Origin of the sequence: Streptomyces sp. NPDC090083 (assembly GCF_044747445.1) — a bacterium.
Taxonomy (GTDB): domain Bacteria; phylum Actinomycetota; class Actinomycetes; order Streptomycetales; family Streptomycetaceae; genus Streptomyces.
Genome location: NZ_JBIVED010000015.1, coordinates 166,924 through 193,067, shown reverse-complemented (window position 1 = coordinate 193,067; position 26,144 = coordinate 166,924). Strand labels below are relative to the sequence as shown.

The 26,144-nt window shown below is 72.2% G+C and carries 22 protein-coding genes; 13 read left to right on the top strand and 9 right to left on the bottom strand.

What is annotated here, in order from left to right:
* The first annotated feature begins 108 nt into the window (after positions 1-108).
* From ACIPTO_RS38080 to ACIPTO_RS38070, 3 genes are read left to right on the top strand one after another with little or no spacing between them, the layout of a single operon-like run.
* Positions 109-1,296 carry a Gfo/Idh/MocA family protein gene (locus ACIPTO_RS38080; RefSeq protein WP_401199699.1) on the top strand — a complete coding sequence of 396 codons (1,188 nt, stop codon included), beginning with the start codon at positions 109-111 and terminating at the stop codon, positions 1,294-1,296.
* A complete protein-coding gene (locus ACIPTO_RS38075; protein WP_401199697.1) occupies positions 1,293-2,231 on the top strand; it encodes a PmoA family protein in 939 nt (312 codons plus the stop codon). The genes ACIPTO_RS38080 and ACIPTO_RS38075 overlap by 4 nt, the downstream gene beginning before the upstream one ends.
* The gene (locus ACIPTO_RS38070) at positions 2,183-2,938 is read left to right on the top strand and encodes a cupin (RefSeq protein ID WP_401199695.1); all 756 of its coding nucleotides are present in this window, start codon (positions 2,183-2,185) and stop codon (positions 2,936-2,938) included. Before ACIPTO_RS38075 ends, ACIPTO_RS38070 begins: the two co-directional genes overlap by 49 nt.
* A gap of 11 nt (positions 2,939-2,949) precedes the next feature.
* Here ACIPTO_RS38070 and ACIPTO_RS38065 read toward each other — a convergent pair whose 3' ends face one another.
* Positions 2,950-3,420: a winged helix-turn-helix transcriptional regulator gene (locus ACIPTO_RS38065; protein WP_401199693.1), complete on the bottom strand. Its 471-nt coding sequence runs from the start codon at positions 3,418-3,420 to the stop codon at positions 2,950-2,952.
* Positions 3,421-3,529: 109 nt separating this feature from the next.
* Here ACIPTO_RS38065 and ACIPTO_RS38060 point away from each other — a divergent pair, with 109 nt between their 5' ends.
* Positions 3,530-4,696 carry a thiolase family protein gene (locus ACIPTO_RS38060; RefSeq protein WP_401199691.1) on the top strand — a complete coding sequence of 389 codons (1,167 nt, stop codon included), beginning with the start codon at positions 3,530-3,532 and terminating at the stop codon, positions 4,694-4,696.
* 111 nt (positions 4,697-4,807) lie between these two features.
* On the opposite strand, the gene ACIPTO_RS38055 is transcribed toward ACIPTO_RS38060, so the two are convergent.
* Complete coding sequence (locus ACIPTO_RS38055) at positions 4,808-5,629, bottom strand: TVP38/TMEM64 family protein (RefSeq protein WP_366322021.1); 822 nt, start codon at positions 5,627-5,629, stop codon at positions 4,808-4,810.
* Positions 5,630-5,679: 50 nt separating this feature from the next.
* Between ACIPTO_RS38055 and ACIPTO_RS38050 the strand changes: the two genes are divergently transcribed.
* The 3 genes from ACIPTO_RS38050 to ACIPTO_RS38040 all read left to right on the top strand — a co-directional run bounded on the left by ACIPTO_RS38050 (position 5,680) and on the right by ACIPTO_RS38040 (position 8,860).
* Positions 5,680-6,402 carry a DNA alkylation repair protein gene (locus ACIPTO_RS38050; RefSeq protein ID WP_366322019.1) on the top strand — a complete coding sequence of 241 codons (723 nt, stop codon included), beginning with the start codon at positions 5,680-5,682 and terminating at the stop codon, positions 6,400-6,402.
* A 297-nt stretch (positions 6,403-6,699) separates the two neighbouring features.
* The gene (gene tuf / locus ACIPTO_RS38045) at positions 6,700-7,881 is read left to right on the top strand and encodes an elongation factor Tu (RefSeq protein ID WP_366322017.1); all 1,182 of its coding nucleotides are present in this window, start codon (positions 6,700-6,702) and stop codon (positions 7,879-7,881) included.
* Positions 7,882-8,014: 133 nt separating this feature from the next.
* Positions 8,015-8,860: a spermidine synthase gene (locus tag ACIPTO_RS38040; RefSeq protein WP_401199688.1), complete on the top strand. Its 846-nt coding sequence runs from the start codon at positions 8,015-8,017 to the stop codon at positions 8,858-8,860.
* Here ACIPTO_RS38040 and ACIPTO_RS38035 read toward each other — a convergent pair.
* Together ACIPTO_RS38035 and ACIPTO_RS38030 are read right to left on the bottom strand one after the other, a co-directional pair.
* Positions 8,822-10,141, bottom strand: a complete 1,320-nt coding sequence (locus ACIPTO_RS38035; RefSeq protein WP_401199686.1) for an MFS transporter — start codon at positions 10,139-10,141, stop codon at positions 8,822-8,824. The genes ACIPTO_RS38040 and ACIPTO_RS38035 overlap by 39 nt on opposite strands.
* Positions 10,142-10,224: 83 nt before the next feature.
* Complete coding sequence (locus ACIPTO_RS38030; protein WP_366322011.1) at positions 10,225-11,241, bottom strand: hypothetical protein; 1,017 nt, start codon at positions 11,239-11,241, stop codon at positions 10,225-10,227.
* Positions 11,242-11,405: 164 nt separating this feature from the next.
* On the opposite strand from ACIPTO_RS38030, the gene ACIPTO_RS38025 reads away from it, so the two are divergent.
* Entirely contained in the window at positions 11,406-11,843 is a 438-nt protein-coding gene (locus tag ACIPTO_RS38025; protein ID WP_366322159.1) for a DUF4442 domain-containing protein, read from the top strand.
* A 107-nt stretch (positions 11,844-11,950) separates the two neighbouring features.
* On the opposite strand, the gene galU is transcribed toward ACIPTO_RS38025, so the two are convergent.
* Complete coding sequence (gene galU / locus ACIPTO_RS38020; protein ID WP_401199684.1) at positions 11,951-12,913, bottom strand: UTP--glucose-1-phosphate uridylyltransferase GalU; 963 nt, start codon at positions 12,911-12,913, stop codon at positions 11,951-11,953.
* 361 nt (positions 12,914-13,274) lie between these two features.
* On the opposite strand from galU, the gene ACIPTO_RS38015 reads away from it, so the two are divergent.
* From ACIPTO_RS38015 to ACIPTO_RS38000, 4 genes are all read left to right on the top strand, one after another.
* A complete protein-coding gene (locus tag ACIPTO_RS38015; RefSeq protein WP_401199682.1) occupies positions 13,275-15,176 on the top strand; it encodes an RICIN domain-containing protein in 1,902 nt (633 codons plus the stop codon).
* A gap of 370 nt (positions 15,177-15,546) precedes the next feature.
* Entirely contained in the window at positions 15,547-18,027 is a 2,481-nt protein-coding gene (locus ACIPTO_RS38010; RefSeq protein ID WP_401199680.1) for a beta-glucosidase, read from the top strand.
* 110 nt (positions 18,028-18,137) lie between these two features.
* Positions 18,138-19,625, top strand: a complete 1,488-nt coding sequence (locus tag ACIPTO_RS38005) for an amidohydrolase (protein ID WP_401199678.1) — start codon at positions 18,138-18,140, stop codon at positions 19,623-19,625.
* Positions 19,626-19,788: 163 nt separating this feature from the next.
* Positions 19,789-20,439 carry an isochorismatase family protein gene (locus ACIPTO_RS38000; protein ID WP_366322001.1) on the top strand — a complete coding sequence of 217 codons (651 nt, stop codon included), beginning with the start codon at positions 19,789-19,791 and terminating at the stop codon, positions 20,437-20,439.
* Positions 20,440-20,535: 96 nt separating this feature from the next.
* Here ACIPTO_RS38000 and ACIPTO_RS37995 read toward each other — a convergent pair whose 3' ends face one another.
* Positions 20,536-21,843, bottom strand: a complete 1,308-nt coding sequence (locus ACIPTO_RS37995; protein WP_401199785.1) for a lysine N(6)-hydroxylase/L-ornithine N(5)-oxygenase family protein — start codon at positions 21,841-21,843, stop codon at positions 20,536-20,538.
* 98 nt (positions 21,844-21,941) lie between these two features.
* Between ACIPTO_RS37995 and ACIPTO_RS37990 the strand changes: the two genes are divergently transcribed.
* Entirely contained in the window at positions 21,942-22,895 is a 954-nt protein-coding gene (locus ACIPTO_RS37990; RefSeq protein ID WP_401199676.1) for a methionyl-tRNA formyltransferase, read from the top strand.
* A 47-nt stretch (positions 22,896-22,942) separates the two neighbouring features.
* On the opposite strand, the gene ACIPTO_RS37985 is transcribed toward ACIPTO_RS37990, so the two are convergent.
* Genes ACIPTO_RS37985 through ACIPTO_RS37975 form a run of 3 tightly spaced genes read right to left on the bottom strand, consistent with a single transcriptional unit; the run spans position 22,943 to position 25,897 of the window.
* Positions 22,943-23,821 (bottom strand): ABC transporter ATP-binding protein, encoded by an 879-nt coding sequence (locus tag ACIPTO_RS37985; protein WP_366321996.1) that lies wholly within the window; start codon positions 23,819-23,821, stop codon positions 22,943-22,945.
* 4 nt (positions 23,822-23,825) lie between these two features.
* Positions 23,826-24,905 carry a FecCD family ABC transporter permease gene (locus tag ACIPTO_RS37980; protein WP_401199673.1) on the bottom strand — a complete coding sequence of 360 codons (1,080 nt, stop codon included), beginning with the start codon at positions 24,903-24,905 and terminating at the stop codon, positions 23,826-23,828.
* On the bottom strand, positions 24,902-25,897 hold the full coding sequence (locus ACIPTO_RS37975; RefSeq protein ID WP_401199783.1) for a FecCD family ABC transporter permease: 996 nt from the start codon (positions 25,895-25,897) through the stop codon (positions 24,902-24,904). Before ACIPTO_RS37975 ends, ACIPTO_RS37980 begins: the two co-directional genes overlap by 4 nt.
* Between the last annotated feature and the right edge of the window lie 247 nt (positions 25,898-26,144).

The following is a 26,144-nucleotide window of genomic DNA, read 5'->3' as shown; positions in this document are numbered from 1 at the left end:
ACTCCGGGTTCCCGGTGTTGACCTGCTGCGGGGGCGGCGCATACGTTGCAGCGGAGGAAAGCGCTTGCTGCATGCGCTCGCTGTCCCGGAGGAGTGCTGATCACGACCATGTCCACGCCCGCCACCAACCCCGGGGCCTTCCAGCCCTTGCCCCCGCTCGCCGGCCGACGCGTCCGGGCCGCCGTGGTCGGCGCCGGTGCGATCGGCCGCGGGTCCCATTTCCCGGCGCTCGCCCGGCTCGCCGAGGAGGGCGAGACCGAGGTCGTCGCCGCCGTTGACATCGATGCCAACGCCGTCGCGTCCTTCAGCGCCGAGGCCGGGATCCCGCACGCCTACACCGACCTGGACCGGATGCTCCGGGAACAGCGGCCCGACCTCGTCACCATCTGCACCCCGCCCACCCTGCACCGCGCGCAGACCGTCGCCGCGCTGCGGGCCGGGGCCTGGGTCTGGTGCGAGAAGCCGCCGGTGCCGTCGCTGGCCGACTTCGACGCCGTCGAGGACGAGGAGGGCCCGGCGCGGGGGACGGCCGGCGGGCCGTACGCCTCGATCGTCTTCCAGCACCGCTTCGGGTCGGGGACCCGGCATGTGCGCAGGCTGCTCGCCGAGCAGGCCATGGGGCGGCCGCTCGTCGCGCACTGCCAGACCACCTGGTACCGCGACACCGCCTACTACGCGGTGCCCTGGCGCGGGCGCTGGGAGACCGAGGGCGGCGGCCCCGCCATGGGACACGGCATCCACCAGATGGACCTCCTGCTCGATCTGCTCGGGCCGTGGAGCGAGGTGAAGGCCATGGCCGGGCGGCTGGTCCACGACGTGGAGACCGAGGACGTCTCGACCGCGCTGGTCCGCTTCGAGAACGGCGCGATGGCGACCGTCGTGAACAGCGTGCTGAGCCCGGACGAGGTCAGCCGCATCCGCATCGACTGCGAGCGCGCCACCGTCGAACTGACCCACCTCTACGGGCACGGCAACGACAACTGGCGCGTCACCCCCGCCCCGGACGTGCCGGGCGAGGAGGCCGCCGCCTGGCGGGACTTCGGTCCCGACGTGCCGAGTTCGCACCTGGAGCAGCTGCGTGAACTCGTCGTGAGCATGCGCGCCGGTGAGCGTCCGCGCAGCAGCGGCGCCGACGGGCGCACCAGCCTGGAGCTGATCACCGCGCTCTACAAGTCGGCGTTCACGGACACGACCGTACGGGCCGGCGAGATCGGCCCCGGAGACCCGTACTACACGGCGCTGCACGGTGGCGCCCCCGGCTGGGCGCCCGTGGCGCGCGAGGAGGTGCCGGCGTGACCGGCCTGCGGATTGTCCACGCCCACGGGGACCGTGTCACGGTGACCGAACCGGCCACCGGCGTCGAGCTGTTCAGCTATGTGTACCGGCCCGAGGCCGCCTGGGAGGCGCCGAAGCCGTACCTCCACCCGATCAGGACCCTGGCCGGTGACGTCGTCACGGACTACCGGCCCAACGACCACCGCTGGCACAAGGGCCTCCAGTTCACCGCCTCGCATCTGTCGGGCTCGAACCTGTGGGGCGGCAACACATACGTTCACGGCGAGGGGTATCTCCAACTCCCGGAGCGGGTCGGCTCGATGGCCCATGTCGCCTTCGACGAGATCGGCGTCCGCCCCGACGCGGACGCCGAACGTCTCGTCATCGCGGAACGGCTCACCTGGCACCCGTACAGCGGTGAACTCTGGGCCGACGAGCGGCGCCGGATCGAGGTCCACGACGTCGACACGGAGTCGGGTTCGTGGGCGCTGACCTGGACGAGCGCGGTGACCAACCGCCGTGACGAGCCCCTGCGGTTCGGCAGTCCGACCACCCACGGGCGCGAGGCGGCCGGCTACACGGGCCTGTTCTGGCGGGGCCCGCGCTCCTTCCGCGACGGCCGGATCATCGGCCCCGACGGCGAGGGCCCCGGGCTGATGGGCTCCCAGGGCCCCTGGCTGGCCCTCTCCGGCGAGCACGACGGCACCGACGGCCACGCCACCGTCGTCTTCGCGCACGCCCCCGAGAACGACGAGTCCGGCGCCCGGGGCGCCCATCCCGCCCACTGGTTCGTCCGCAACGAGCCCTTCGCGGGCATCGCCCCCTCCTTCGCCTTCCACGACGACCTGGAACTGGCCCCCGGAGACACGCTCACCCGCCGCTACCGGGTCGTCGTGGCCGACGGGGCATGGGAGCGGGAGGAGATCGCCAAATATCTGGAGGCGCACCCGTGGTGAGCGGTTTCCCCGGACTGCCCGGCGGGGTCGCCGTCTCACGACTGTCGGTCTACGACTGGCCCGCCCCCGACGGCGTGTGCGGCGGAACTCCCCATATGCACCTGACCTGTTCGGAGGGGTACGTCGTCACCGGCGGCCACGGTGCGGTGCAGACGCTCACCGCCTCCGGGTACGAGGTGACACCGCTCGCGGTCGGGACGGTCGCCTGGTTCACGCCGGGCACCGTCCACCGGCTCGTCCATGAGGACGGCCTGCGCATCACCGTCCTCATGCAGAACAGCGGTCTGCCCGAGGCGGGGGACGCGGTGCTCACGCTGCCCCCGCGGTACCTCACCGACCCGGAGACGTACGCGGCCGTCACCACGATCCCGGCCGACGCGTCCGAGGCCGAGCAGGAACGCGTCGCCCGGGCCCGGCGCGATCTCGCCCTGGAGGGCTACCGGGCGCTGCGCGACGCGGAGGGACCGGAGGCGCTGGCCGCGTTCCACCGGGCCGCCGCCGCACTGGTACGGCCCCGGCTCGCGGAGTGGCGCGAGCGCTGGGAACGGGGAGCGCTGGCAGCGGCCACGGCCACCGGGGAGCAGCTCGACCGGCTGGAGCGGGGCGACGTCTCGCATCTCGCGGACGCCGTCGTGCGGGCCGAACAGCCGTCCGCGTACGGGAAGTTCGGGATGTGCGGGCGGCTGGACGTCTACCAGGGGACGTAGGCGCTGTCGGGTCAGGCCGCCGTCGGGCCCGTCACGGTCCAGCCCGGTGACTGCGGGCGGGCCGTCAGGTCCTCGTGGCGCACCGGGTCACCGCAGGCCGTGCAGGTGACGGCCGGGACCAGTTCGTGGCCGCAGATGTGCTCGATCACCATGGGGCGGTCGTCATCCTTCCGGAGGTGACGGTCGCCCCATGCCATGAGGGTCATCAGGACCGGCTCCAGTTCGAGCCCCGCCTCCGTGGGCCGGTACTCGAAGCGCTGCGGGTGCTCGCTGTAGGTCCGCCGGGTCAGAATCCCGGCGTCGACGAGGCGGCGCAGGCGGGTGGCCAGGACGTCGCGCGGTGCGCCGATGTTGCGGACCAGCTGGTCGAAGCGGCGGTTGCCGAGGCACACCTCCCTCAGGACGAGCAGGGAGTACTTCTCGCCGACGAGTGCGAGGGCGTCGGCGATGGAGCAGGGGCGCGGGTTCTTGGGGGCGGCCATGTCACCCACTGTAGAGGAGGGTTTGATTTTCAAACTGACGGCGTTATGGTGAGTTCGGATTTCCTACTCACTAGTAGTGCTCTCGCCGGTAATCACGGAGGCCCGCCCCATGCGTGACGCAGTGATCGTCGAAGCCGTACGCACACCCGTAGGCAAGGGCAAGCCGAACGGCACCCTCGCCCAGGTGCACCCCGTCGAACTCCTCTCGCACACCCTGCGCGCCCTCGTCGAGCGCACCGGCATCGACCCCGCACTCGTGGACGACGTCATCGGCGGCACGGTCACCCAGGTCGGCGAACAGGCCGTCAACATCACCCGGCAGGCGGTGCTGTCGGCCGGCTTCCCGGAGTCGGTGCCCGCGACCACGGTGGACCGCCAGTGCGGTTCCTCCCAGCAGGCCGTCCACTTCGCGGCACAGGGCGTGCTCTCCGGGGCGTACGACATCGTCGTGGCCTGCGGGGTGGAGTCCATGGGGCGCGTGCCGATGGGGTCGAGCGTGCTCCCCGGCACGGACCCCTTCGGCCCCGGAGTCGCCGGACGCTACCCGGAAGGCCTCGTCCCGCAGGGCATCAGCGCCGAACTCATCGCCGCCAAGTGGTCGATGACACGCGACCGGTTGGACGCCTTCGCGGTCTCCTCGCACCAGAAGGCGGCCGCCGCCTGGGACGCGGGACTCTTCGACGCCCAGGTCGCGCCCCTGGCGGGCGCCTCGCGCGACGAGTGCGTACGGCCCGGCAGCACCCCCGAGATCCTGGCCGGCCTCAAGCCCGCCTTCTACGACGCGACGTACGCCGAGCGCTTCCCGCAGATCGAGTGGAACATCACCGCGGGCAACTCCAGCCCGATCAACGACGGCGCCTCCGCCGTCCTCATCACGTCGGGCGAGACGGCGGCGCGGCTCGGACTGCGCCCGCTCGCCCGGCTGCACAGCTTCGCCGTGACCGGGTCCGACCCGCTGCTCATGCTCACCGGGGTCGTACCGGCCACGGAGAAGGTGCTGCGCCGGGCCTCGCTCACCCTCCACGACATCGACCTGTTCGAGGTCAACGAGGCGTTCTCCAGCGTCGTCCTGGCCTGGCAGCAGGAGACGGGCGCCGATCTCGCCAAGGTCAACGTGCACGGCGCCATCGCCATCGGGCATCCGCTCGGGGCCAGCGGCACGAGGCTGACGACCACCCTGGTGCACGCGATGCGGGACCGAGGGGCGCGCTACGGGCTGCAGACGATGTGCGAGGCGGGCGGCCTCGCCAACGCGATGATCCTGGAAGCCGTTTGACCCCTGTGACGTCCATGACGTCCATGACGTCCATGAAGTCCATGACGCCCGTGACGCCTTTGGTGTCCGTGACGCCTCTGAGTCTCTGACATCCGAGACGTCTCGGCCGCGTCAGTCGCCGCGCAGGTGGTGGCGCTTGCGCCAAGCCACCACCGCGCCGCCGAGGGCGGGCAGGGCGATGCAGGCCATCGCGATCAGGAAGACCGGGGACGTCGGGCTGGAGGCACGGGCGCCGGCGACGACGTAGGCCGCGGTGTTCGGGAGCGAGCCGAGCGCGGTCGCGAGCAGGAACGGCGTCCAGCGCATACGGGACACGGCGGCGCAGTAGTTCACGCCCCAGAACGGCAGTCCCGGGAAGAGCCGGGCCGCCATCATCGACCGGAAGCCGTGCTTGCTGAGCTGGCCGTCCGCCGCCTTCAGCCAGCGGCCCCGCAGCAGGGGGCGCAGCGCGTCCTGGCCCAGCACCCGGCCCAGGCCGAAGGAGATCCCGGCGCCGAGCACCGTGCCCGCCAGCGCGGCGCCGGTGCCCAGCTGGGAGCCGAACAGCGCACCCGCCGCGAGGTTCAGCAGGGGACGCGGCACGAAGGCCACGCTGCACAGGCCGTACGCCGCCGCGAAGACCAACGCGGCCATGGCGCCGCTCAGTTGCGGCGGCCAGCCGTCCGAGAGCAGCCGCTGCGGGTGGAAGAGCAGCACCGTGGACGCGGCCCCGGCGAGCAGGACCAGCAGCAGCGACAGCCGCGACCACGGCGAGAGCAGGGCTCTCGTGCACCGCGCGGCGAAACCGGTCGGGACGACGGGCGACGGAGGCGCGACGGGCATGACCGCGGGGACGGCCACGGCCACGGCGAACTCCGTGCCGGTGATCCGGTCCGTGGCCCGGGGAACGGCCGTGGCGGTGCCCCCGGAGCGGGTGGTGGCATCGGCGAGCATGTCGGCGACACTAACCGACCTGTGTATGTGATCGCCGTATGGTTCGTCTCATGAGCGTCACAGGTGCGGGCACCGTGCGGGTGCCCGGCAGCGTCCTCGCGGACACCGTGCTGGAGCGGCTCACGGCCGTGTACGCCGCCGCCGCCGACCCGGAGCGGGCCGTGCCCATGCGGGCGTACATGAAGGACGTGGCGCCCTTCCTGGGCCTCACCACACCCGTGCGCCGCACCCTGTCCCGCACGGTCCTGGAGGGCACGCCCCGCCCGGACGAGGCCGACTGCGCCGCCGTCGCCCTGCGCTGCTGGGAGCTGCCGGAGCGCGAGTACCAGTACTTCGCGGTCGACTATCTGCGCCGCCATGTGAAGCGGTGCACGTCCGGCTTCCTGCCGGTCGCCCGGCATCTCGTCTCGACCGTCCCCTGGTGGGACACCGTCGACGCGCTCGCCTCCCATGTGGTGGGAGGCCTTGTCGCCGCCGATCCGAGCCTGGTGGACGACATGGACGCGTGGATCGTGGACGAGGACATGTGGGTCGCCCGCACGGCCCTCCTCCACCAACTGCGCTACAAGGAACGCACCGACAGCGAACGCCTCTTCGCGTACTGCCTGCGGCAGTCCGGGCACCCGGACTTCTTCATCCGCAAGGCGATCGGCTGGTGCCTGCGCGAGTACGCGAAGACGGACCCGGAGGCGGTACGCGGCTTCCTGGCCCGGGAGAAGGGACGGTTCGCGCCGCTGTCGGTGCGTGAGGCGCTGAAGAACATCGGGGCCTGAGAGCGCCGCGGGGGCCGCCGGGGGAGTGACCGCCCCGGCCGACTTCCGGGCCGCGAAAACCATTCGACTCGGGGCGGGGCGTCGGCGATGATCGGCCTCATGTTCCGGTACGCCTTCCACCTCGCAGCACCCGCCGTCGCGGGTGCCACGAAGGCTGCCGTTCCCGCTCCAGTCGCCACGTTCGACGGCGCCCGAAGCTGACCCTCTCCGGATCGTCCGGCGGACCCCGCAGGGGGAGGGTCGGCGAGTCCTCGGGGTCCCCGCTTTTCACCACTGGAGAGGCTTCGAGGTACAGCCATGCCCAAGACGGCGTACGTCCGCACCAAACCGCATCTGAACATCGGCACCATGGGCCATGTCGACCACGGCAAGACCACCCTGACCGCCGCCATCACCAAGGTCCTCGCCGAGCGCGGGGCGTCCGCCTTCGTCCCCTTCGACCGCATCGACCGGGCGCCGGAGGAGGCCGCGCGCGGCATCACCATCAACATCGCGCACGTCGAGTACGAGACCGACACCCGCCACTACGCGCACGTGGACATGCCGGGCCACGCCGACTACGTCAAGAACATGGTCACCGGTGCCGCGCAGCTCGACGGGGCGATCCTCGTCGTCTCGGCGCTCGACGGGATCATGCCGCAGACCGCCGAACACGTGCTGCTCGCCCGGCAGGTGGGCGTCGACCACATCGTGGTCGCGCTCAACAAGGCCGACGCGGTCGCCGACGGCGAGGACACCGAGCTGGCCGACCTGGTCGAGCTGGAGGTCCGCGAGCTGCTCACCGCGCACGGCTACGGCGGCGACGCCGTGCCCGTCGTACGGGTGTCCGGTCTCAAGGCCCTTGAGGGGGACCCCCGTTGGACCGCCTCGATCGACGCGCTGCTCGACGCCGTGGACACGTACGTGCCCATGCCCGAGCGGTATCTGGACGCGCCGTTCCTGTTGCCGGTCGAGAATGTGCTCACGATCACCGGGCGCGGGACGGTGGTCACGGGGGCGGTCGAGCGGGGCACGGTCCGGGTGGGCGACCGGGTCGACGTGCTCGGCGCGGGCCTGGACACGGTGGTGACCGGCCTGGAGACCTTCGGGAAGCCGATGGCCGAGGCGCAGGCCGGGGACAACGTGGCGTTGCTGCTGCGGGGTGTGCCGCGGGACGCGGTCCGGCGGGGGCATGTCGTGGCGGCGCCGGGAAGCGTGGTGCCCCGACGGCGGTTCTCGGCGCGGGTCTACGTCCTGTCGGCGCGCGAAGGCGGTCGTACGACCGCTGTGTCCACCGGGTACCGGCCGCAGTTCTACATCCGTACCGCGGACGTCGTCGGGGACGTCGACCTGGGCGAGACGATGGTCGCGCGGCCCGGGGACACCGTCACGATGGCGGTCGAGCTGGGGCGGGACGTGCCGTTGGAGCCGGGGCTCGGGTTCGCCATCCGTGAGGGTGGGCGGACGGTGGGCGCCGGGACGGTCACGGAGGTCGACTGAGGCGTTGGATGGTTGATGGTTGATGGGGCGTGGGTGGCCGCTGGTCCGTTGTGACCGGGCGCGCGGTCGCCCACGCCCCTCGCGCGGCGCCGGGCGGGCCGGGCGTCCGGCCGGCACCGGCACAATGGACCCCGTGAACGAGCCGATACCCGTGACGCGTGATGTCGACCATGGCACCGCCAAGCTGATGCCCGACGTGGACCGCGACCGCGCCTGGCTGCTGACCGTGGACGGGGCTCCGCAGTCCTACGTGGATCTGGACGAGCCGACGCACCTGGAGTTCGAGTACGCGCGGCGGCTCGGGCATGTGCTGGACGTCGTGGCGGAGCCGGGGCTGCCGCTGGACGTGCTGCACCTCGGTGGCGGCGCGCTCACCCTGCCCCGGTACGTGGCCGCGACCCGGCCCGGGTCGCCGCAGGACGTCGTCGAGGCGGATCGCGGGCTGCTGGAACTGGTCGCCGAGCACCTGCCGTTGCCGGACGGCTCCGGCGTGACCGTGCACGGCGCCGACGCGCGTGCCTGGCTGGAGGCGGCCCCCGACGGGTCGGCGGATGTGATCGTGGCCGATGTGTTCGGCGGCTCACGGGTTCCGGCGCATCTCACGTCCGTGACCTACGCCGGTGCGGCCGCCCGCGTCCTGCGCGCCGACGGGGTCTACCTGGCCAACCTCGCCGACGCCGCCCCCTTCACCTTCCTGCGCGCCCAACTCGCCACGTTCGGCACGGTGTTCCCGGAGCTGGCCGTCATCGCGGAACCGGCCGTCCTGCGCGGCCGGCGCTTCGGCAACGCGGTGCTCGTCGCCTCGCGTCGGCCGGTCGACACGGCGGCCCTGATCCGGCTCGTGGCCTCGGACGCGTTTCCGGCCCGGCTCGAACACGGCGTCGCCCTGAAGGAGTTCATCGGTTCGGCGCGACCCGTCCGGGACGAGGACGCCGTTCCCTCACCCGAGCCCCCCGACGGGGCGTTCGGCATCGGCTGATCCGTGCGCCGTCGGGTCCGGCCGCGGCCCGGATGCCGGCCCGGTGCGTCGCCGCAGGTTCCGCACCTCCGGTACGCACAGCGCCGCCCCGGTGACCAGGGCGACCAGCCCCGCGCACCCCCACAGCGCGGCCGTCCGCCCGAAGGCCGACTCCGCGGGGCCCGCCGCCGCTGCCGCGAGCGGCATCAGCGCGATCGAGCCGAACCAGTCGTAGGCGGAGATGCGGGAGAGCTTCTCCTCGGGGATCTCCTGGTGCAGGGCGGTCATCCAGCTCACCCCGAACACCTCCACCGTCGCGCCCGCGACGAACATCACCGCGTACAGGACGCCGACCGGGACCGGTACGGCGAGCGCGGCGGACGGCAGGGCCAGGGGGAAGATGCCGAGCATGCCCGCGAGGAGCAGACGGCGGGGTTTCCAGCGGGTCATCAGCAGGGCGCCCGCGACCGTGCCCGCGCCGAACGCGGCCAGGGCCAGGCCCCACGGACCCGCGCCGCCGAGGCTGTCGCGGGCGACGAGCGGGCCGTAGACCGCGTCCGCCGCGCCGACCACGGCGTTGGCGACGGAGAAGGCGACGACGATCGACCACAGCCAGGGGCGGCCGGTGAACTCCCGCCAGCCGTCCCGGAGATCGGCCAGCATGCCGCCGCCCGGCGCGCGGGGCGGGATGTGGCTCACGTCGAGGAAGGAGCGGAGTCCGCCGGCGACCGCGAAGGCCGCCGCGTCGATCGCGAGCACCCAGCCCGGGCCGACCGCCGCGACCAGCGCGCCGCCGAGCGCGGCACCTCCCAGGGACGCGCCCTGCATCGCCATCCGGAAGACCGCGAACGCGCGGCCCGCCTGTTCCCCGCTCACCGTCGACATGAGCATGCCCTCGGCGGCCGGGCCGAAGAAGGCCTGCCCGGTGCCGCCCAGCGCGGTCAGCACCATCATCTGCCAGAGACGGGGCTCGCCGGTGAGGACGAGCACGGCGAAGGCCGCCTGGGAGACGCAGCTGAGGGCGTTCGCCGCGACCATCACGCGGTGCCGTGGCACCCGGTCCGCGAGGGCTCCGCCGATCAGCAGGAACAGCACCAGCGGCAGCGTGCGCGAGGCCGCCACCAGCCCCACGTCACCCCCGTCGCCGCCCGACTCCAGTACGGCGAACGCGGACGCGATCAGCGCGCCGTTGCCCCCGAGGCCGGTGGCCACCGCGGCTGCCGTCAGCAGCGAGTAGTTGCGGCCCGCCCAGTCGGGTCGGCGCTGTCGGCGGGATGCGGGGGCGGCGGGGGTGGCGGTCACCGGCCGACTATCGCCGCCCGTGCCACGCCCCGCCAAACGGATTGCCGCCAGAATCGAGCCAAACGGCCGGCGCCCCGACGCCGTCAGCTCGTGGTGCCCGTCGGGTCCCCGTGCAGCCGTACGGTGCTGAGGATCTTCTGGATCGTCGCGTCGGGGATCTCCTCGCTGACGCCCTTCGCGCCGTAGAGGGTCCACGAGACGAAGTCGCCCGCCGAGTTCTTGAAGGCGAACGTGGTCGCCTTGCCGTCGGAGGAGCACTTGCCGGTCTTCGGGACGCCCGACGTGTACGACGAGGCGACGCTGCCCTCCACACCGGACTTCGTCGTGTACGGCTTGGCCGCGCCGATCTTCAGGTACTTCTTGGACGAGTCCTTCTGGTCCGTGTACCCGCCGAAGGCGAACGTGGCGGCGTCACCGCGCGCGGTGCTCGCGGTGTCCTTCGCGCCGTCCTCGCCCTTGGTGCCGCTCGACGCCAGCGACGAGGTCTCCTTGGTGCCGTCCTTGTTGTCGTCGGACTCGCACCAGTTCTCCTTCAGATAGGCGGGCGCGGAGAAGCCGATGTACGGGGAGCCGTCGCCCTTCACCTCGTCCTCGAAGAAGGTGAACGTGCCCGGCTTGCCGACCTGCCACTCGGGGGGCACGTCGAACGCGGTGCCGTACTTCTGGTTGACGACGACCTTCCAGCCCGCGATCGTCGGCTTCTCGGTCTCGTTGCCGCGCGGGTTGTCGTCCGAACCGGAGGAGGACGTGGTCGGGTCGGCGGACTTCGAGGGCGACTGGCTCGCCTTGTCCTTGCCGCCGTCCGCGGTGTCGTCCTTGTCGCCGCCCAGGACCAGGAAACCGGTCACGCCCGCGGCCACGACGACGGCCGTCGCCGCGATGATCGCGATCAGTTTCGTCCGGCTCCCGCCGCCCCCGCCCTGCGGAGGCTGTGGTCCGCCCGCCGGACCCGGCGCGCCCCACTGCGGCTGCTGCCCATAGGGAGAGGGCTGCTGATAGCCGGGCTGCTGATACGGATTCGGCTGTTGGTACCCCGGCTGCTGGTACGGGTTGTCCTGCGGGTTCTGCTCGCCCCCGGGCGGCTGCTGTCCTGGCCACATGGGGGGTAACCCTAGTGCGGCCCCGGACACGGTTGGGTCACCGCCCCTTGTCAGGGTCGTACCAACTGCCTCCGGTGGGGACGGCCGAGCGCCGTGCGCGGGCGCACACACCTGGCCAGATGTGGCTACTGGTGGGTAACATCACCGTCATGAGTGCTGACCAGATGTCGATAGGCGAATTGCTCGCCGCCACGGTGCCGATGGTTCGGACCCTGAACCTGGAGTACCTGGAGACCAGTCCGGAGCGGGCCGTGCTGGCCCTGCCGGACCAGAGCGAGTACCGCAACCACGTCGGCGGACCGCACGCCGGCGCGATGTTCACCCTCGGCGAGTCCGCCAGTGGCGCGATCGTCCTCGCCGCTTTCGGCGACCAGCTCTCACGGGCCGTGCCGCTGCCGGTCAACGCCGAGATCGCGTTCAAGAAGATCGCCCTCGGCCCGGTCCGGGCCACCGCGACCCTCGGCCGCCCCGCCGCCGACGTCATCGCCGAACTCGACGCGGGCCGGCGCCCCGAGTTCCCGGTCACCGTCGCCATCCAGCGCGAGGACGGCGCCGTCACCGGTGAGATGACGGTCACCTGGACCCTCCGCCCGAACGGCTGAGCGCCCCGGCTTCCCCGCGGGGTCCGGGCGTTGTCCGCGGCCGTCCGACTCCGCCACGAGGGCCCGAACGTCGTCCGCCGACGACCGGGCCCTCGCGCGCGTGAGGTTCAGGCGGCGATCCGCGCGCCGTCGTTCTCGCCGGCCCCGCCGCTCTCCAGCCCCGCCACGAACTCCTTGAGCCACGCGATGAACTCGGGCCCCAGGTCGTCACGGTCGCAGGCCAGCCGGACCACCGTGCGCAGATATTCGGCCTTGTCGCCGGTGTCGTAGCGCAGGCCCTTGAAGACGACTCCGTGGACCGTGCCCGCGGCGGCCAACTCCTGCAGCGCGTCCGTCAGTTGTATCTCGCCGCCGCGGCCGGGCGGGGTGCGTTCCAGGGTGGGGAAGACCGACGGGTCGAGGACATAGCGGCCGATGACGGCGTAGCGGCTCGGCGCGTCCTCGCGGGACGGCTTCTCGACCAGGCCGGTGACGCGGACGACGTCCTCCTCGCCGGTCGGCTCGACGGCCGCGCAGCCGTACAAGTGGACCGATTCCGCGGGGACTTCCATGAGGGCGACCACGCTGCCCGCGTACCGTTCGCGGACGTCCAGCAGCCGGCTGAGCAGGGTCTCGCGCGGGTCGATCAGGTCGTCGCCGAGCAGGACGGCGAACGGCTGGTCGCCGACGTGGTGGCGGGCGCACAGCACCGCGTGCCCGAGGCCGAGCGGATCGCCCTGGCGGATGTGGTGGATGTCGGCGAGGCGCGCGGGATCGCGTACGGCGTCCAGGCGCACGGTGTCGCCCTTGGCGGCCAGGGCCTGTTCGAGCTCGAAGGCGTGGTCGAAGTGGTCCTCGATGGCGCGCTTGTGCCGCCCGGTGACCATCAGGATGTCGTCCAGTCCGGCCGCGGCGGCCTCCTCGACGACGTACTGGATCGCGGGCTTGTCGACGACCGGAAGCATCTCCTTCGGCGTCGCCTTCGTCGCGGGCAGGAACCGTGTGCCGAGCCCGGCGGCCGGCACGACCGCCTTGCGGACCGTGGGGACGGGGGCGGGTGCGGGAGTGGCTGAAGAGTGGGGGGCGATCATGCGGCCCATGGTGGCCCACGGCGATGAGAGCACCCCGAGAGAAACCTCGGAGTTCCCTGTGTGCCGTCCTCGGTTAGTGGAGGTGTGGGAGATTTCGTGCAGACGCCTGTGGATACCCGCGGTAACCATTCTGAATTCACTGCGTTTTGAACATCGGTCACTCGAACTCCTTGTTTCCTGTCAGCCGCTTGTGCGAGTGTGAGCCACCTTGTGAGATCGGCCGTCGGAAGGCGTCGGAAGGCAATGGTCAGGGCCGTCTCCGGCACCTTCTGACATCTCAAAGGTATGCACCAATCAAGTACCTGCTTTCCGAGGGCGGGCATTCCGTGTGCCGTCCTGCGGCTTGGAAGGAAATGGTTCCGTGCAATCCCCCTACCCCCCGCGCCCGCCGTTCGCGCCGCTCCCCGGACCGCACCCGGGGGAGTCCGACCGCAATCTCGTCGCGCAACTCGGCGATAAGGCCGCGGGCACCCGTGCCGTGGCGCTCCTGCTCGCACGCCACTGGCGGGCGACGAGTGAATATGCGGCCATCTGCCTTGCCACGGACGACAGTTCGGCGCCGATGGTGGCCACCGCGGCCTTCCATCAGGTCCTGGGCGGTCGGGTGACCGGCGGCGCGCTGCGGCCCCAACTCCTCGTCGCCGTGCGGGAGATGGTGAAAGCCTGGGCGGCGGAGGAGCGAATTGCCGCCCTGCTGCCGGAACTTCGTAAACCCACCGGCGCCCGAGGTCTACGCGCGGCGAGGCCCGGCACCCCGGAAAGGCGGAAGCTCGCGGAACGGGCTTTCGGCACGCTGTCCGGAGCCTCCCAATGCCTGCTGTGGCACACCGAGGTCGAGGCCGAACCCATATCCGTACCGGCCGGTCTGCTGGGCGTGGACGAGCTCACCGCGAGTGCCGCGCTCGACCAGGCGCGAGAGCAATTCCGACAAGGCTGTGCACGTGCCCATAAGGAACTCGCGCCCACCGCGGAATGCCGTCACTACAACCGGCTGCTCGACGTCCCGATCCGCCGCGGCGGCGGCTTGTTGCCCGATGTGCAACGCCATCTCATGACGTGCCGCTACTGCCGTTTCGCGGCCGAGCAGTTGAGCCATTTCGACGGCGGCCTCGAAGTGCTGCTCGCCGAGACCGTCCTCGGCTGGGGCGTCCGCCGCTACCTCGACTCACGGCCCGGCCGTACGACCCCCGACGTCCACGCCCACGCCCGCGCTCAGGCCCGCGCCGCCCGCCGGCCGGGGGGCCGCCACCGCCCCACACCCGAGGGCCGGCTGAGCTTCCCGCGCCGGCATCCCAAGGCCGCGCTCGTCGGCGTGGGCCTGACCTCCCTCGCGCTGCTCGCCACCGTGCTCGTCTCCAAGGGCTGGACCGAAGGGGGCAACACGCCCGGACCGCACGCCACTTGGGGTGCGCCCAGCGGCAGCTCGACCCACCCGAGCCCCGTCGGCGCACCCTCCTCGGACGGTTCCGCCGGGTCCGCCTCGACCGCCGGCGCGGACGGGACGGGAGTCGTCCAGCAGGGCGTCCTGCGCAGCCTCGGCTCCGGCCTGTGCCTCGGCATCCCGGGCGACCGCGTACGGTCCGGCACCGCCGTCACCATGGCGGCCTGCTCGAACGCCGTGTCCCAGCAGTGGTCCTACGACCAGGACGGCCTGCTGCGCAGCCTCACCGACCCGGGACTCTGCCTCGCCACCGACACCACCGCGCGCACGGTCACCCTGGGCGGCTGCCTGGTGCACGCGGGCGAGGTGCACTACGACCTCACCGTGCGCGGCGAGTTCCTGCTCCGCTGGAGCCAGGAGCTGGCCGTGACCCCCACGAGCGGCAAGGCCGGGGCGCGGGTCGTGGTGGCGGACCGGGACGGCTCCGCCCGGCAGCGGTGGGCACTGGAGCCCGCCACGGACGCGCGAGTGGAACAGGGTCGGCCGGCCGGTGAAGGAGCGGGAGCGGGACAGGGCTCGCCCGACGGGCGCGGCACGGCGCCGGGGAACGGTGCGCCGCAGCCGCCCGCGCCGCCCGGGGGAGCGCCGGAGGGCGGCGCGCCCCCGCCGTCCGCGGACCTGCCGGGCCGGGGCGGGCCGGAGTACACGCCCCGAGCGGCCCAGGTCGCGTGCTGCGGCACGGGCGCGCCGGAACCCGCGCCTTCGGGCGGCGGCGCGAGTGGCGGTGCGGGCGGCGGCGCCGGTGCCGTGCGGCCGCTGACGACGACGGTGGTGGCGGCGGTCGTGGACACCGTCACCTCGGTGGTACCGGTGCTTCGCTGAGCCGGCCCTCTGTCGTACGCGCTCAGCCGGTCCTTCCCCTTCCGCGCTCAGTCGACCCTTCACCTTTCGCGGTCAGCCAGACCTTCACCATCCCCGCTAGCCAGTGCTTCCGCATCCGTGGGGCCGTCCCGGTCGGGCGGCCCCGCACTCCTGTCGTCCTTCGGTTCTTGTGGGCTCGTGGTCGATTCCTGTTCGACTCATTGACACGAGTCAACGGCGGTCATAGTTTTCCCGCCGCGCCCCCGCTGTCCGACGGGTCGTCAAGTCGGTCTCCGCGCACGGTGCGTTCAGATTCCGAACGCGGCTCGGGGCGGTGCGGCGCACCAGCGGTTCAGCACGTCGTGCCCGCACACCGAAGGAGTGACGGCTCATGACCGACACCGTGTCCCGGCGATCCGCCCTGCGTCTGCTGGGCGGCGCCATCGCGGTCGCCAGCGCGGCCACCACCGGACTCGCCTCACCGACGCACGCGGACGCCCAGGCCAGACCCGAGGCGGGGGCCGGTCCCCGCGTGGAAGGACTCCTGGCCAGGCTGACCCTCGACGAGAAGATCTCCCTCCTGCACGGCGCCACCGACCCGGACTCGCTCGGCCAGGCCGGCTACGTCCCCGGCGTCCCCCGCCTGAGCATCCCGCCCCTGCGGCTCACCGACGGACCGGCCGGAGTCCGCGTCACCGCGCACGCCACCGCCCTCCCGGCGCCCGTCCTGCTCGCCTCCGCCTTCGACCCGGACCTCGCCCGCCGCTACGGCCGGGTCGTCGGCCGTGAGGGCCGCGCCCTCGGCCAGGACGTCCTGCTGTCCCCGATGGTCAACCTGATCCGCACCCCGTACGCGGGCCGCAACTTCGAGACCCTCAGCGAGGATCCGCTGCTCGCCGGCGACCTGGTGGCCGCCGAGATCAAGGGCATCCAGGGCGAGGGGCTGATCGCGACCGTCAAGCACTTCGCGCTGAACAACCAGGAGAAGAACCGCGACTCGATCGACGTACGGGCCGACGAACAGACCATGCACGAGCTGGAGTTGAGGGGGTTCGAGGCCGCCGTGGGCGCGGGCGCCGGCGCGGTGATGGGCGCGTACAACAAGGTCAACGGCACCTTCGCGTGCGAGAACAAGCCTCTGCTCACCGACATCCTGCGCGGCCGATGGGGCTTCGACGGCTGGGTGATGACCGACTGGTTCGCCGCGCACAGCACCGTCGCCGCGATCACCGCGGGCCTCGACATGGAGATGCCGGACGGGACGTACTTCGGGGCGCCCCTCAAGTCGGCCGTGCAGAACGGCAGTGTGCCCGAGCGCTACGTCGACCGCGCGGTGCGCCGGATCCTCGGCGTGATGGACCGGTTCGGGCTCCTCGACGGCAGCGTGCCGCCGCGCCCGGCCCGCGACGCGAAGGCGGGCGCGGCCGTGGCCCTGGAAGTTGCCAAGGCGGGCGCCACCCTGCTCCGCAACGAGAACCGCACCCTCCCGCTGGCCGACGGCGGCTCCCTCGCGGTGATCGGACCCACCGGCACCCTGCCCTTCGTCAGCGGCGGCGGCAGCGCGCACGTCGTGCCGGACCACGCCGACAGCCCGCTCACCGCGATCAGGGCACGGGCCGGTGCGCGGACCCGGGTGACGTACGCGCTCGGCGAGGACCTCTTCGGCAAGGCGATCCCCGCGTCCTCGCTGAGCCCCGCCTTCGACAGCGAGGGCCGGCGGGTGGAAGCGGGCGGGACCTGGCAGTACGACGGCTCGCTCACCGTGGCCGGGACCGATGAGTGGACGTTCGTCCTGCACTTCGACTCGGCGCCCGCCGCCCGGCCCCAAGTACTCCTCGACGGCGAGGAGTTGTTCCCCCTGACACCGGGCTACGGCGAGTACTTCTCCGGCGGCCTGGTCTCCACCGCCCCCGACGGCCTCTCCGTCCGCCGCAGCACCCTCACCCTCGCCCGGGGCACCCACACCCTGAAGATCACCGCCCGGGGCGGCGACGCCGGACTGCTGTTCCGGCTGCGGCGCATCACCACCGCGACCCGCGCACAGGACGTCGCGGAGGCCGTCGGCGCGGCCCGCGCCGCCCGCGGCGTAGTCCTGTTCGCCTACGAGGACGCGACGGAGGGCCTCGACCGGGACACCCTCGAACTCCCCGGCAACCAGGCCGCGTTGATCGCCGCGGTCACGGCCGCGAACCCGCGCACCACCGTGGTCCTCAACACCTCGTCCGCCACGTCGATGCCATGGCTGGCGAAGACGGGCGCCGTCCTCCAGATGTACTACCCGGGCCAGGAGGGCGCCGCCGCCACCGCCGCCGTCCTCTTCGGCGACTGCGACCCCGGCGGCCGGCTCACCCAGTCCTTCCCGGTCGACGACACCCACCACCCGGTCGCCGGAGACCCTCTCCGCTACCCCGGCGTGAACGGCGTCGAGCAGTACTCGGAACGCATCCACGTCGGCTACCGCTGGTACGACGCGGAGGGCGTCCGACCCCTCTACCCCTTCGGCCACGGTCTGTCGTACACCTCCTTCTCCTACGGCGACGTGTCGGCGCGGTGGACCGGACGCGGGCTCGACGTGACCTTCACGGTCCGCAACACCGGCCGCCGGGACGGCATCGCGGTGCCGCAGATCTACGTCGGCCGCTCGCCCGACCTCTCGATCGACCAGGCCGTCCGGGTGCTGGGCGGCTATCGGCGGCTCGCGCTGCGGCGTGGGGAGCGGCGGCGGGTTACCGTGCGGGTGGCGGCGCGGACGTTGTCGTCCTGGGATGTGAAGAGGCATGCCTGGGTGCTGGGGACCGGGCGGCGCTCGGTCTGGGTCGGGGCGTCCTCGGGGGATCTGCGGGGGCGGACCAGTGCCGAGGTGGGGCGCTGAGGCAGGTGCCGCCGACCGGGCACAGCGGAGCGGTCCACGAGGTAAGGTAAGCCTTACTTAACTTGGTGGAATCGTTGGAGGAATGCCCCGGCATTCCCCTGGAGGCCCTTATGGCGGACAACCCGAGCTCCCTGACGCTGACCCGCGTGCGACTCGGCGCCGGTGGACCGCTCGTCCGGGTGCGGGTGGCGGACGGGCGGATCACCCACGTGGTGCCCGAGTCGGATGCGGGTGCCGAGGTGGACGGGGGGCGTCGACTCGACCTTGAGGGGCGGGTGTTGCTCCCAGGGCTCTGGGACGCGCATGTCCACCTCGCGGAGTGGGCCAGTGCCCGGCATCGCCTCGATCTGGCCGGCACCCCGTCCGCGCGAGCCGTCGCCGACCTGGTCCGGGAGCGGGCCGGGGCGGCCGACGGCTCCGTGCTCCACGGCTACGGCTTCCGGGACGGGCTGTGGGCCGACGCGCCGCACAAGGCGCTGCTGGACGCGGTGCTGCCCGATCGGCCGGTCGCGCTGGTCAGCGCCGATCTGCACGCCGTGTGGCTCAACTCCGCCTGTCTCGCCCTGGTCGGGAAGGGGGAGCACCCGACCGGGCTGATCAGGGAGCACGAGGCCCACGAGGTGCTGTCCGCCCTGCCCGCCGCGCCGGCCGACGTCGTCGACGGGTGGATCGAGGAGGCCTGCCGAGCCGCCGCAGCGCGGGGGGTCACCGGTGTCATCGACTTCCAGTTCGGCGACACGGTCGTGGACTGGGAACGGCGTTCGGCCCGGTTCCGGCCCGCCGTACGGGTGTCGGCCGCCGTCTATCCCAGCCGCCTGGACGCCGCGATCGAGCGCGGGCTGCGTACGGGGGACGAGGTCGGTGCGGACGGGAGCCTGGTCCGGGTCGGGCCGCTGAAACTCTTCACGGACGGTTCGCTCAACACCCGTACCGCCCTGTGCCGCGACCCCTACCCGGGGCTTGAGGGCACGGACGGCGCCCACGGCATCGAGGAGACCGCCCCGGACGAGCTGGTCCGGCTGATGCGGCGCGCCGCCGCGCACGGGGTCGTACCCGCCGTGCACGCCATCGGCGACCGCGCCAACACCGTTGCCCTGGACGCCTTCGAGGCGGTCCGGTGCCGGGGCCGGATCGAGCACGCGCAGCTGCTGAGCCCTCAGGACCTGCCGCGCTTCGCCCGGTTGGGGATCACGGCGGGGGTGCAGCCCCGGCACGCCACGGACGACCGTGACGTGGCCGACCGGCACTGGGCCGGACGCACCGAGCGCGCCTTCGCCTACGCCGACCTGCTCGCCGCCGGTGCCCGGCTGGAGTTCGGCTCCGACGCCCCGGTCTCGCCGCTCGACCCCTGGCTCGCGATCGCGTCCGCCGTCAGCCGTACCGACGACGAACGTCCCGCCTGGCATCCGGAGCAACGTCTGTCCGTGCCCGACGCGTTGGTCGCGGCGGCCCGCGGACGCCGGCTCATCAGGGTCGGCGACCCGGCCGACCTGGTGGTCGTGGACGTCGATCCGCTCGACGCCGACGCGGACACCCTGCGGGCGATGCCCGTGCACGCCACGATGACCAACGGCCGCTGGACCCACGGGCCTTACTGACCCGGCCCGGCGTCCTCCGTCCCCATGACGCAGACCCACGCCGTACATACACGATGTACACCCACGACGCAGATCCCACGACGCGCCCCCAGGACGTGACCCCACGACAAGACCCCGCGACGTCTTCCCAGGGCGTCCGGTGACCGGTGAGAGGCCGACGCGTATGCCGTCATCCGACATGATCCCGTACGTCATGCCCGGCTCCGCCGCGCTGCCCCCGGACCGGACCGGCTGGGCCATCGATCCGGGGCGCGCGGCGCTGGTGGTGCTGAACGTCCAGAACCACTTCCTGCACGTACTGCGGGAGTCCTCCGCGCCGGTCGGTGAACTCCTCACCGGCGTCGGCCTGTTGACGGAGTCGGCGCGGGCCGCGGGCATTCCGGTGCTCTACACCCTGAAGACCGCCGAGCGGGAACCGGACGGCCGGGAGACCAGCTTCGGGCATCCAAGGCTGCCCGGCGGCGAGGACTCCCGTGACGTCGTGGACGCGATCCGCCCGCAGGTCGGCGACAGCGTGCTGGTCGCGAAGCGGTTCAGTGCCTTCGCCGGGACCCGGCTGCGGCGCAGGCTGGCCGAGTTGGGGCGCGACCAGCCCGTGATCGTCGGCGTGTTCGCGCGCACCCAGGTGCTGCTGACGGCCGCCGACGCGTGGATGCAGGACATGGAGCCCTTCGTCGTCGCGGACGCGGTGGCCGACCGGGCGCACGACGACCACCGGATGGCGGTGGACTGGATCGCGGCGACCTGCGGGGCGGTGCGGACCGTACGGGGCGTGGCGGACGTGTTCGGCGAACCCGCCACCCGACGCCGTTGAGCTGACGGAGAGGCGACCGGAGGCGCCGGTCGCGGACAGCGAGAACCCCGGGCCCGGAAGGGACCGTACCCTCCGGGCCCGGGGAGTCTGGGGCGGTCAGACGGCCAGTCTCGCCGACTGCACCGACCGGTGGATCTCCTCCGCCCGCACCGCCACGGTCGACAGCAGGGTGCTGGTCAGACCGTGCGTGTGCTCGGTGCCGCCCTGGAGGTACAGGCCCGCCGAGACCTCCGGCACGGTCTCGACCCGGTGGTCACGGCCCACGCGGATCTCGTCGCCGTCGTCCCGCAGGCAGAGCTTGGCCGCCTCGCCGAGGAGTGAACTCAGGTCTCTGGGGCGGTAACCGGTGGCGAGGACCAGCACGTCCGCGGACAGCACCTGCTTCTCGCCGGTGGGCAGGAACTCCACGGCGACGTCGAGTCCGCCGTCCGCCGCCGGGTCGACGGCGCGGATACGGGAGACGTTGAGGAAGCGCAGCCTCTCCCGGCCCGCCACCTTCTCCCGGTACGCGGTGGCGTACAGCGCCTCGATCAACTCCATGTCGACCACGGAGTAGTTGGTGGACCGGTGGTAGTCGATGAGCGACTGCTTCACCTCGGACGGCGCCGAGAAGTAGACGTCCACCGCCTCCGGGTCGAAGATGCGGTTCGCGAACGGGCTGTCGTCGGCCGGGGTGTAGCCGTACTTGGCGAACACCGAGCACACCTCCGCGTCCGGGAAGGTGCGGTGCAGGTAGTCCACCGCCTCGGCGGCGCTCTGCCCGGCGCCGAGCACCACGGCCCGCCGCACGGGCTCGCCCGCGTCGGCGAGAGCGGTGGCGCGGGGTATCAACTCGCTGTTGTGCCAGATCCGTTCGGCCAGTTCGAGGCCAGGCGGCACATGCGGCTCAAGGCCCATCGCGACGCTGATGTTGCGCGCCCGGCGGGTGATCGTCGCACCCGAACCCGACGGGTCGCGGCTGGTGACGTCGAAGTGGGCGATCTCGCCGTCGTCGCCGCGCACCGGGTCGACGGAGACGACCTCGCTGCCGTAGGAGACCAGGTGGGCGACGCGTGCGGCGGCCCACTCGAAGTACTCGTGGAACTCCACGCGCAGCGGGAACAGGGTCTTCTGGTTCAGGAAGTCGATCAGCCTGCCCTGCTCGCGCAGGAAGCAGAGGAAGCTGTAGTCGCTGGTCGGATTCCGCAGCGTGACCAGGTCCTTGAGGAACGACACCTGCATCGTGGCGTCGTCGATGAGCATGCCCCGGTGCCAGCCGAAGCGTGGCTGGCGTTCCAGGAACAGGGCGTTGAGACGACGGTCTGCCGGAAGGCTTCTGTTGTGCTCCTCAACCGCTATGGACAGAGCGAGATTTGACGGACCGAATCCGATTCCGAGTATGTCGTGGACCACTTCGGAATCCAGTAGCGGTGACTTCACCGTGGCATCGCCTCCCTCAGGCAGCCCAATGCTAGATAAGGTAAGGCTTACCTTGCAATGAGTCGTTGAAGGGAAGGACCGTCATGCGGGTCGTCATGCTCGGCTATCAGACCTGGGGTCACCGCACGCTGCAGGCGCTGCTGGACTCCGACCACGAGGTCGTCCTCGTGGTCACCCACCCGAAAAGTGAGCATGCCTACGAGAAGATCTGGGACGACAGCGTCGCCGAACTCGCGGCGAAGAACGACGTCCCCGTCCTGCTGCGCAACCGCCCCGACGACGCCGAACTCCTCGACGCCGTCCGGGAAGCGCGGCCGGACATCATCGTCGCCAACAACTGGCGGACCTGGCTGCCGCCGGAGCTGTTCGACCTCCCGCCGCACGGCACCCTCAACGTCCACGACTCGCTGCTGCCGTCCTACGCGGGCTTCTCGCCGATCATCTGGGCGCTCATCAACGGCGAGGCGCGCGTCGGCGTCACCGCGCACCGCATGAACGGCGAACTCGACGCCGGGGACGTCCTGATTCAGCGCTCGGTGCCGGTCGGACCCACCGACACGGCGACCGACCTGTTCCACCGCACCGTCGACCTCATCGCGCCCATCGTGCGCGAGTCCCTCGACCTGATCGCCTCCGGCCGCGACGCGGGCCAGTGGGTGCCGCAGGACCGCAGCCGCGCCAGCTTCTTCCACAAGCGGTCGGCCGAGGACAGCCGCATCGACTGGAGCTGGCCGGCGGAACGCCTGGAGCGCCTCGTACGGGCCCAGTCGGACCCGTACCCGAACGCGTACGCCTTCCACCGCGGAGAACGGCTCAGGATCGTCTCGGCGGCCGTCTCGGAGGGACGCTACGGCGGCACCCCGGGCCGGATCTTCATCCGCGAGGGCGACGGCGTGGTCATCGTGGCGGGCCCGGAGGCCCATACCGGGCGCGGTCACGGGCTGTTGGTGCGCCGGGTGCGCACGGACGACGGCACCGAGTACGCGGCCGGCGACTACTTCCGCACCATGGGCGGGTACTTGAGGTCCCGGCCCTGACGTCCCGCCGCTGAACGACCGGGCCCCCGCCCGCACCCGCGGGGGCCTCAGCGGGTCGAGACGGCCTTCTCCGCAGGGGAGTTGCCGTCGTGGTGGTGCCGCCCCAGCGGGATCACCAGCGGCGTGCCGCTGACCGGGTCGGGCGTGATCCGGCAGCGCAGGTCGAAGACGTCCTCGACGGTCGCCTCGGTGACGACGTCGGCGGGCGCGCCCTCGGCGACGATCCGGCCGGCCTTCATCGCGATGACGTGATCGGCGTACCGGCAGGCCTGGTTGAGGTCGTGCAGCACCATCACGACGGTGCGGCCCTCACGCCGGTTGAGGTCCGTGATCAGGTCGAGCACGTCGATCTGGTGGGCGAGGTCGAGATAGGTCGTCGGCTCGTCGAGGAGCAGCACCGGGGTGCCCTGGGCGACGGCCATGGCGATCCACGCGCGCTGCCGCTGGCCGCCGGAGAGTTCGTCGACCGGGCGCTCGGCGAGGTCGGTCAGGTTGGTCGCCTCCAAGGCCGCGCTCACGGCGTCCTCGTCGGCCGCCGACCACTGCCGCCACCAGGTCTGGTGCGGTGACCGGCCCCGGCCGACCAGGTCGAGGACCGTGAGCCCCTCGGGCGCGACCGGCGTCTGCGGCAGGATGCCCAGTTTGCGGGCGAGTTCACGGGTGGGGACGGACCGCAGTGCCACACCGTCCAGCTCCACCACGCCCTCGCGCGGGGCCAGGAGCCGGGCCAGGGCCCGCAACAGGGTCGACTTCCCGCAGGCGTTGGCCCCGACGATCGCGGTGATCCGGCCGGTCGGCACCGTCAGGTCCAGGTTCTCGACCACGGCCCTGCCGTCGTAGGCGAGATGAAGATCACGTGCCCGCAACTCGGGCCCTGCGGCCGGTGATGCGAACGTCCGCGGTGTGCGCGGGTCAGTGGTCGACATGCGATCAGCCTCCAGAGCCCGCGCGGTTGGCGCGGATGAGCAGCCACAGCAGGACCGGCGCGCCCAGGGCGCCGGTGACGATCCCGACCGGCAGTTCCGTCCCCGGAATCGCCTCGCGGGCGAGCAGGTCGGAGCCGAGCACGACGAACGCGCCGGTGAGACCGGAGACGAGCGGGGGCGGCGACGAGGTGCCCGCGAGCCGCTGGGCGATCTGCGGACACGCCAGCGCGACGAACGCCACCGGACCGGCCGCCGCCGTACCGAACGCGACCAGGCCCACACCGGCCAGCAGCAGGGCCAGCCGGACGGGTTGGACGGGTGTGCCGAGCCCGGCGGCCACGTCGTCGCCGAGCATCAGTGTGCGCATCCAGCGGCCCAGGCCCAGCGTGACCGGCAGCAGCACGGCCAGGGCGACGGCCAGCGAGTCCACCTGGCCCCAGGTCCTGCCGTTGAGGTTGCCGACCAGCCAGCCGAGCGCGGCCTCCGCCTGGAAGCGACTGCCGCGCGCCACAAGGAAGTTGGTGGCGCTGGAGCAGATCCAGGACACCCCGATGCCGACGAGGATGATGCGGTAGCCGGTGGCCCCGCCCTTCCACGCCAGCAGGTACACGAGCAGCGCGGTGACGAGCGCGCCGAGCAACCCCAGCGTGGACAGCCCGAGTCCGCCGGTCCAGCCGAGAACCACCGCCGCCACCACGGCGGTTCCGGCGCCCTCGGTGAGACCGATCATGTCGGGGCTGGCCAGCGGATTGCGGGTCATCGTCTGGAACACCGCCCCGGAGACCCCGAACGCGACGCCGACCAGCAGTCCGACCAGGGCGCGGGGCAGCCGCAGATCCTGGACGACGATCACCGTGCCCGCGTCGCCCGAGCCCCACAGGGCCCGGATCACGTCGGTGAAGGCGACCGGATAGTCGCCGAGGGTCAGCCCCCAGCAGAAGAGCAGGAACGCGCCGAGCGCGACCCCGACCCCGGTGAGGAGCAGGCGTGGACGCAGGACGCCGGACACCGGGGGCACGGTCAGCCGGAACGGCCGGTCGGCGAGGGCTGCGCGCGGGGGAGCGACGGATGGGGGCACGCTCATACCTCCGCGAGCTTCCGGCGGCGGACCAGGACGATGAAGAAGGGGCCGCCGAGGAAGGCGACGAGGACACCGGCCTGGATCTCGGTCGGGCGGTCCACCATCCGGCCCAGGATGTCGGCGGACAGCAGCAGGAGGGGCGCCAGCGCGGCCGAAAGGGGCAGCAGCCAGCGGTAGTCGGGGCCGATCCCGGCGTACTGCGCGAGGACTCGCGCGATGTGCGGGACGACCAGACCGAGGAAGACCACCGGACCGATGACGGCGACGGACGCGCCGGTCAACAGCACCACGGCGGTGACCCCTTGGAGCCGTACGAGACCCAACCGCCGTCCCAGGGAGGCGGCCACGTCGTCGCCGAGGGCCATGCTGTTGAGGGCGGGCGCGCTGGCCAGGGCCAGGACCGCGCCCACGACGAGGAACGGCAGGATGCGCACCAGTTCGCCCGAGTCCTGGTCGGCGAGGGTGCCGGCCGACCAGAAGCGGTAACGGTCCAGCGCGTCCTGGTCGGTGAGGACGACGGCGCTGGTGAAGGACTGGAGCAGCGAGGTGATCGCGACCCCGGCGAGCGCCAGTTTGACCGGCGTGGCCCCGGACCTGCCCATCCGCCCCAGGAAGAACACCACGACGCTCGCGACCAGCGCCCCGCCGAACGCGAACCACACATAGCCGTAGAGCGAGACCACCCCGAACACCCCGACCGCCATGACGATCGCGAAGGACGCCCCCGCGCTCACCCCGAGAATTCCCGGGTCGGCGAGGGGATTTCGGGTCAGGGCCTGCATCAGTGCGCCGGACAGTCCGAGCGCGGCGCCGGTCGTCAGACCGAGCAGGGTGCGGGGTACGCGCACCGACCAGATGACGTTGTCGACGAGGCGGCTGGGCGGATGGCCGAGGACCGAGCGCACGACCTGGTCGAGCGGCACGCTGAGTGCGCCCAGGGCGATCGAGAGCAGGGACAGCAGGACGAGGAGGGCGACGATCACCGTCACCAGCACTGTGGTGCGAAGCCTTCTGCCTGAAGCCACGTGCCGGTCTCCATGTCGTGTTCCGGGTCATCTTCCGTGCTCTGGAGCCCTGTTGGCGGACCGTCGGGCAGCCCGGCCAGCAGCTTAGGTGAGCATAACCTCAGTGGCTGTGACATGGACCGGTGGTTCCGGGGGAGGTCTATCAAGTAAGGCAATGCTTACCTTACTATGCGAGCGGTCGCGGCTCCGCTGAGCCGTTCCACACGCATTGGGAGGC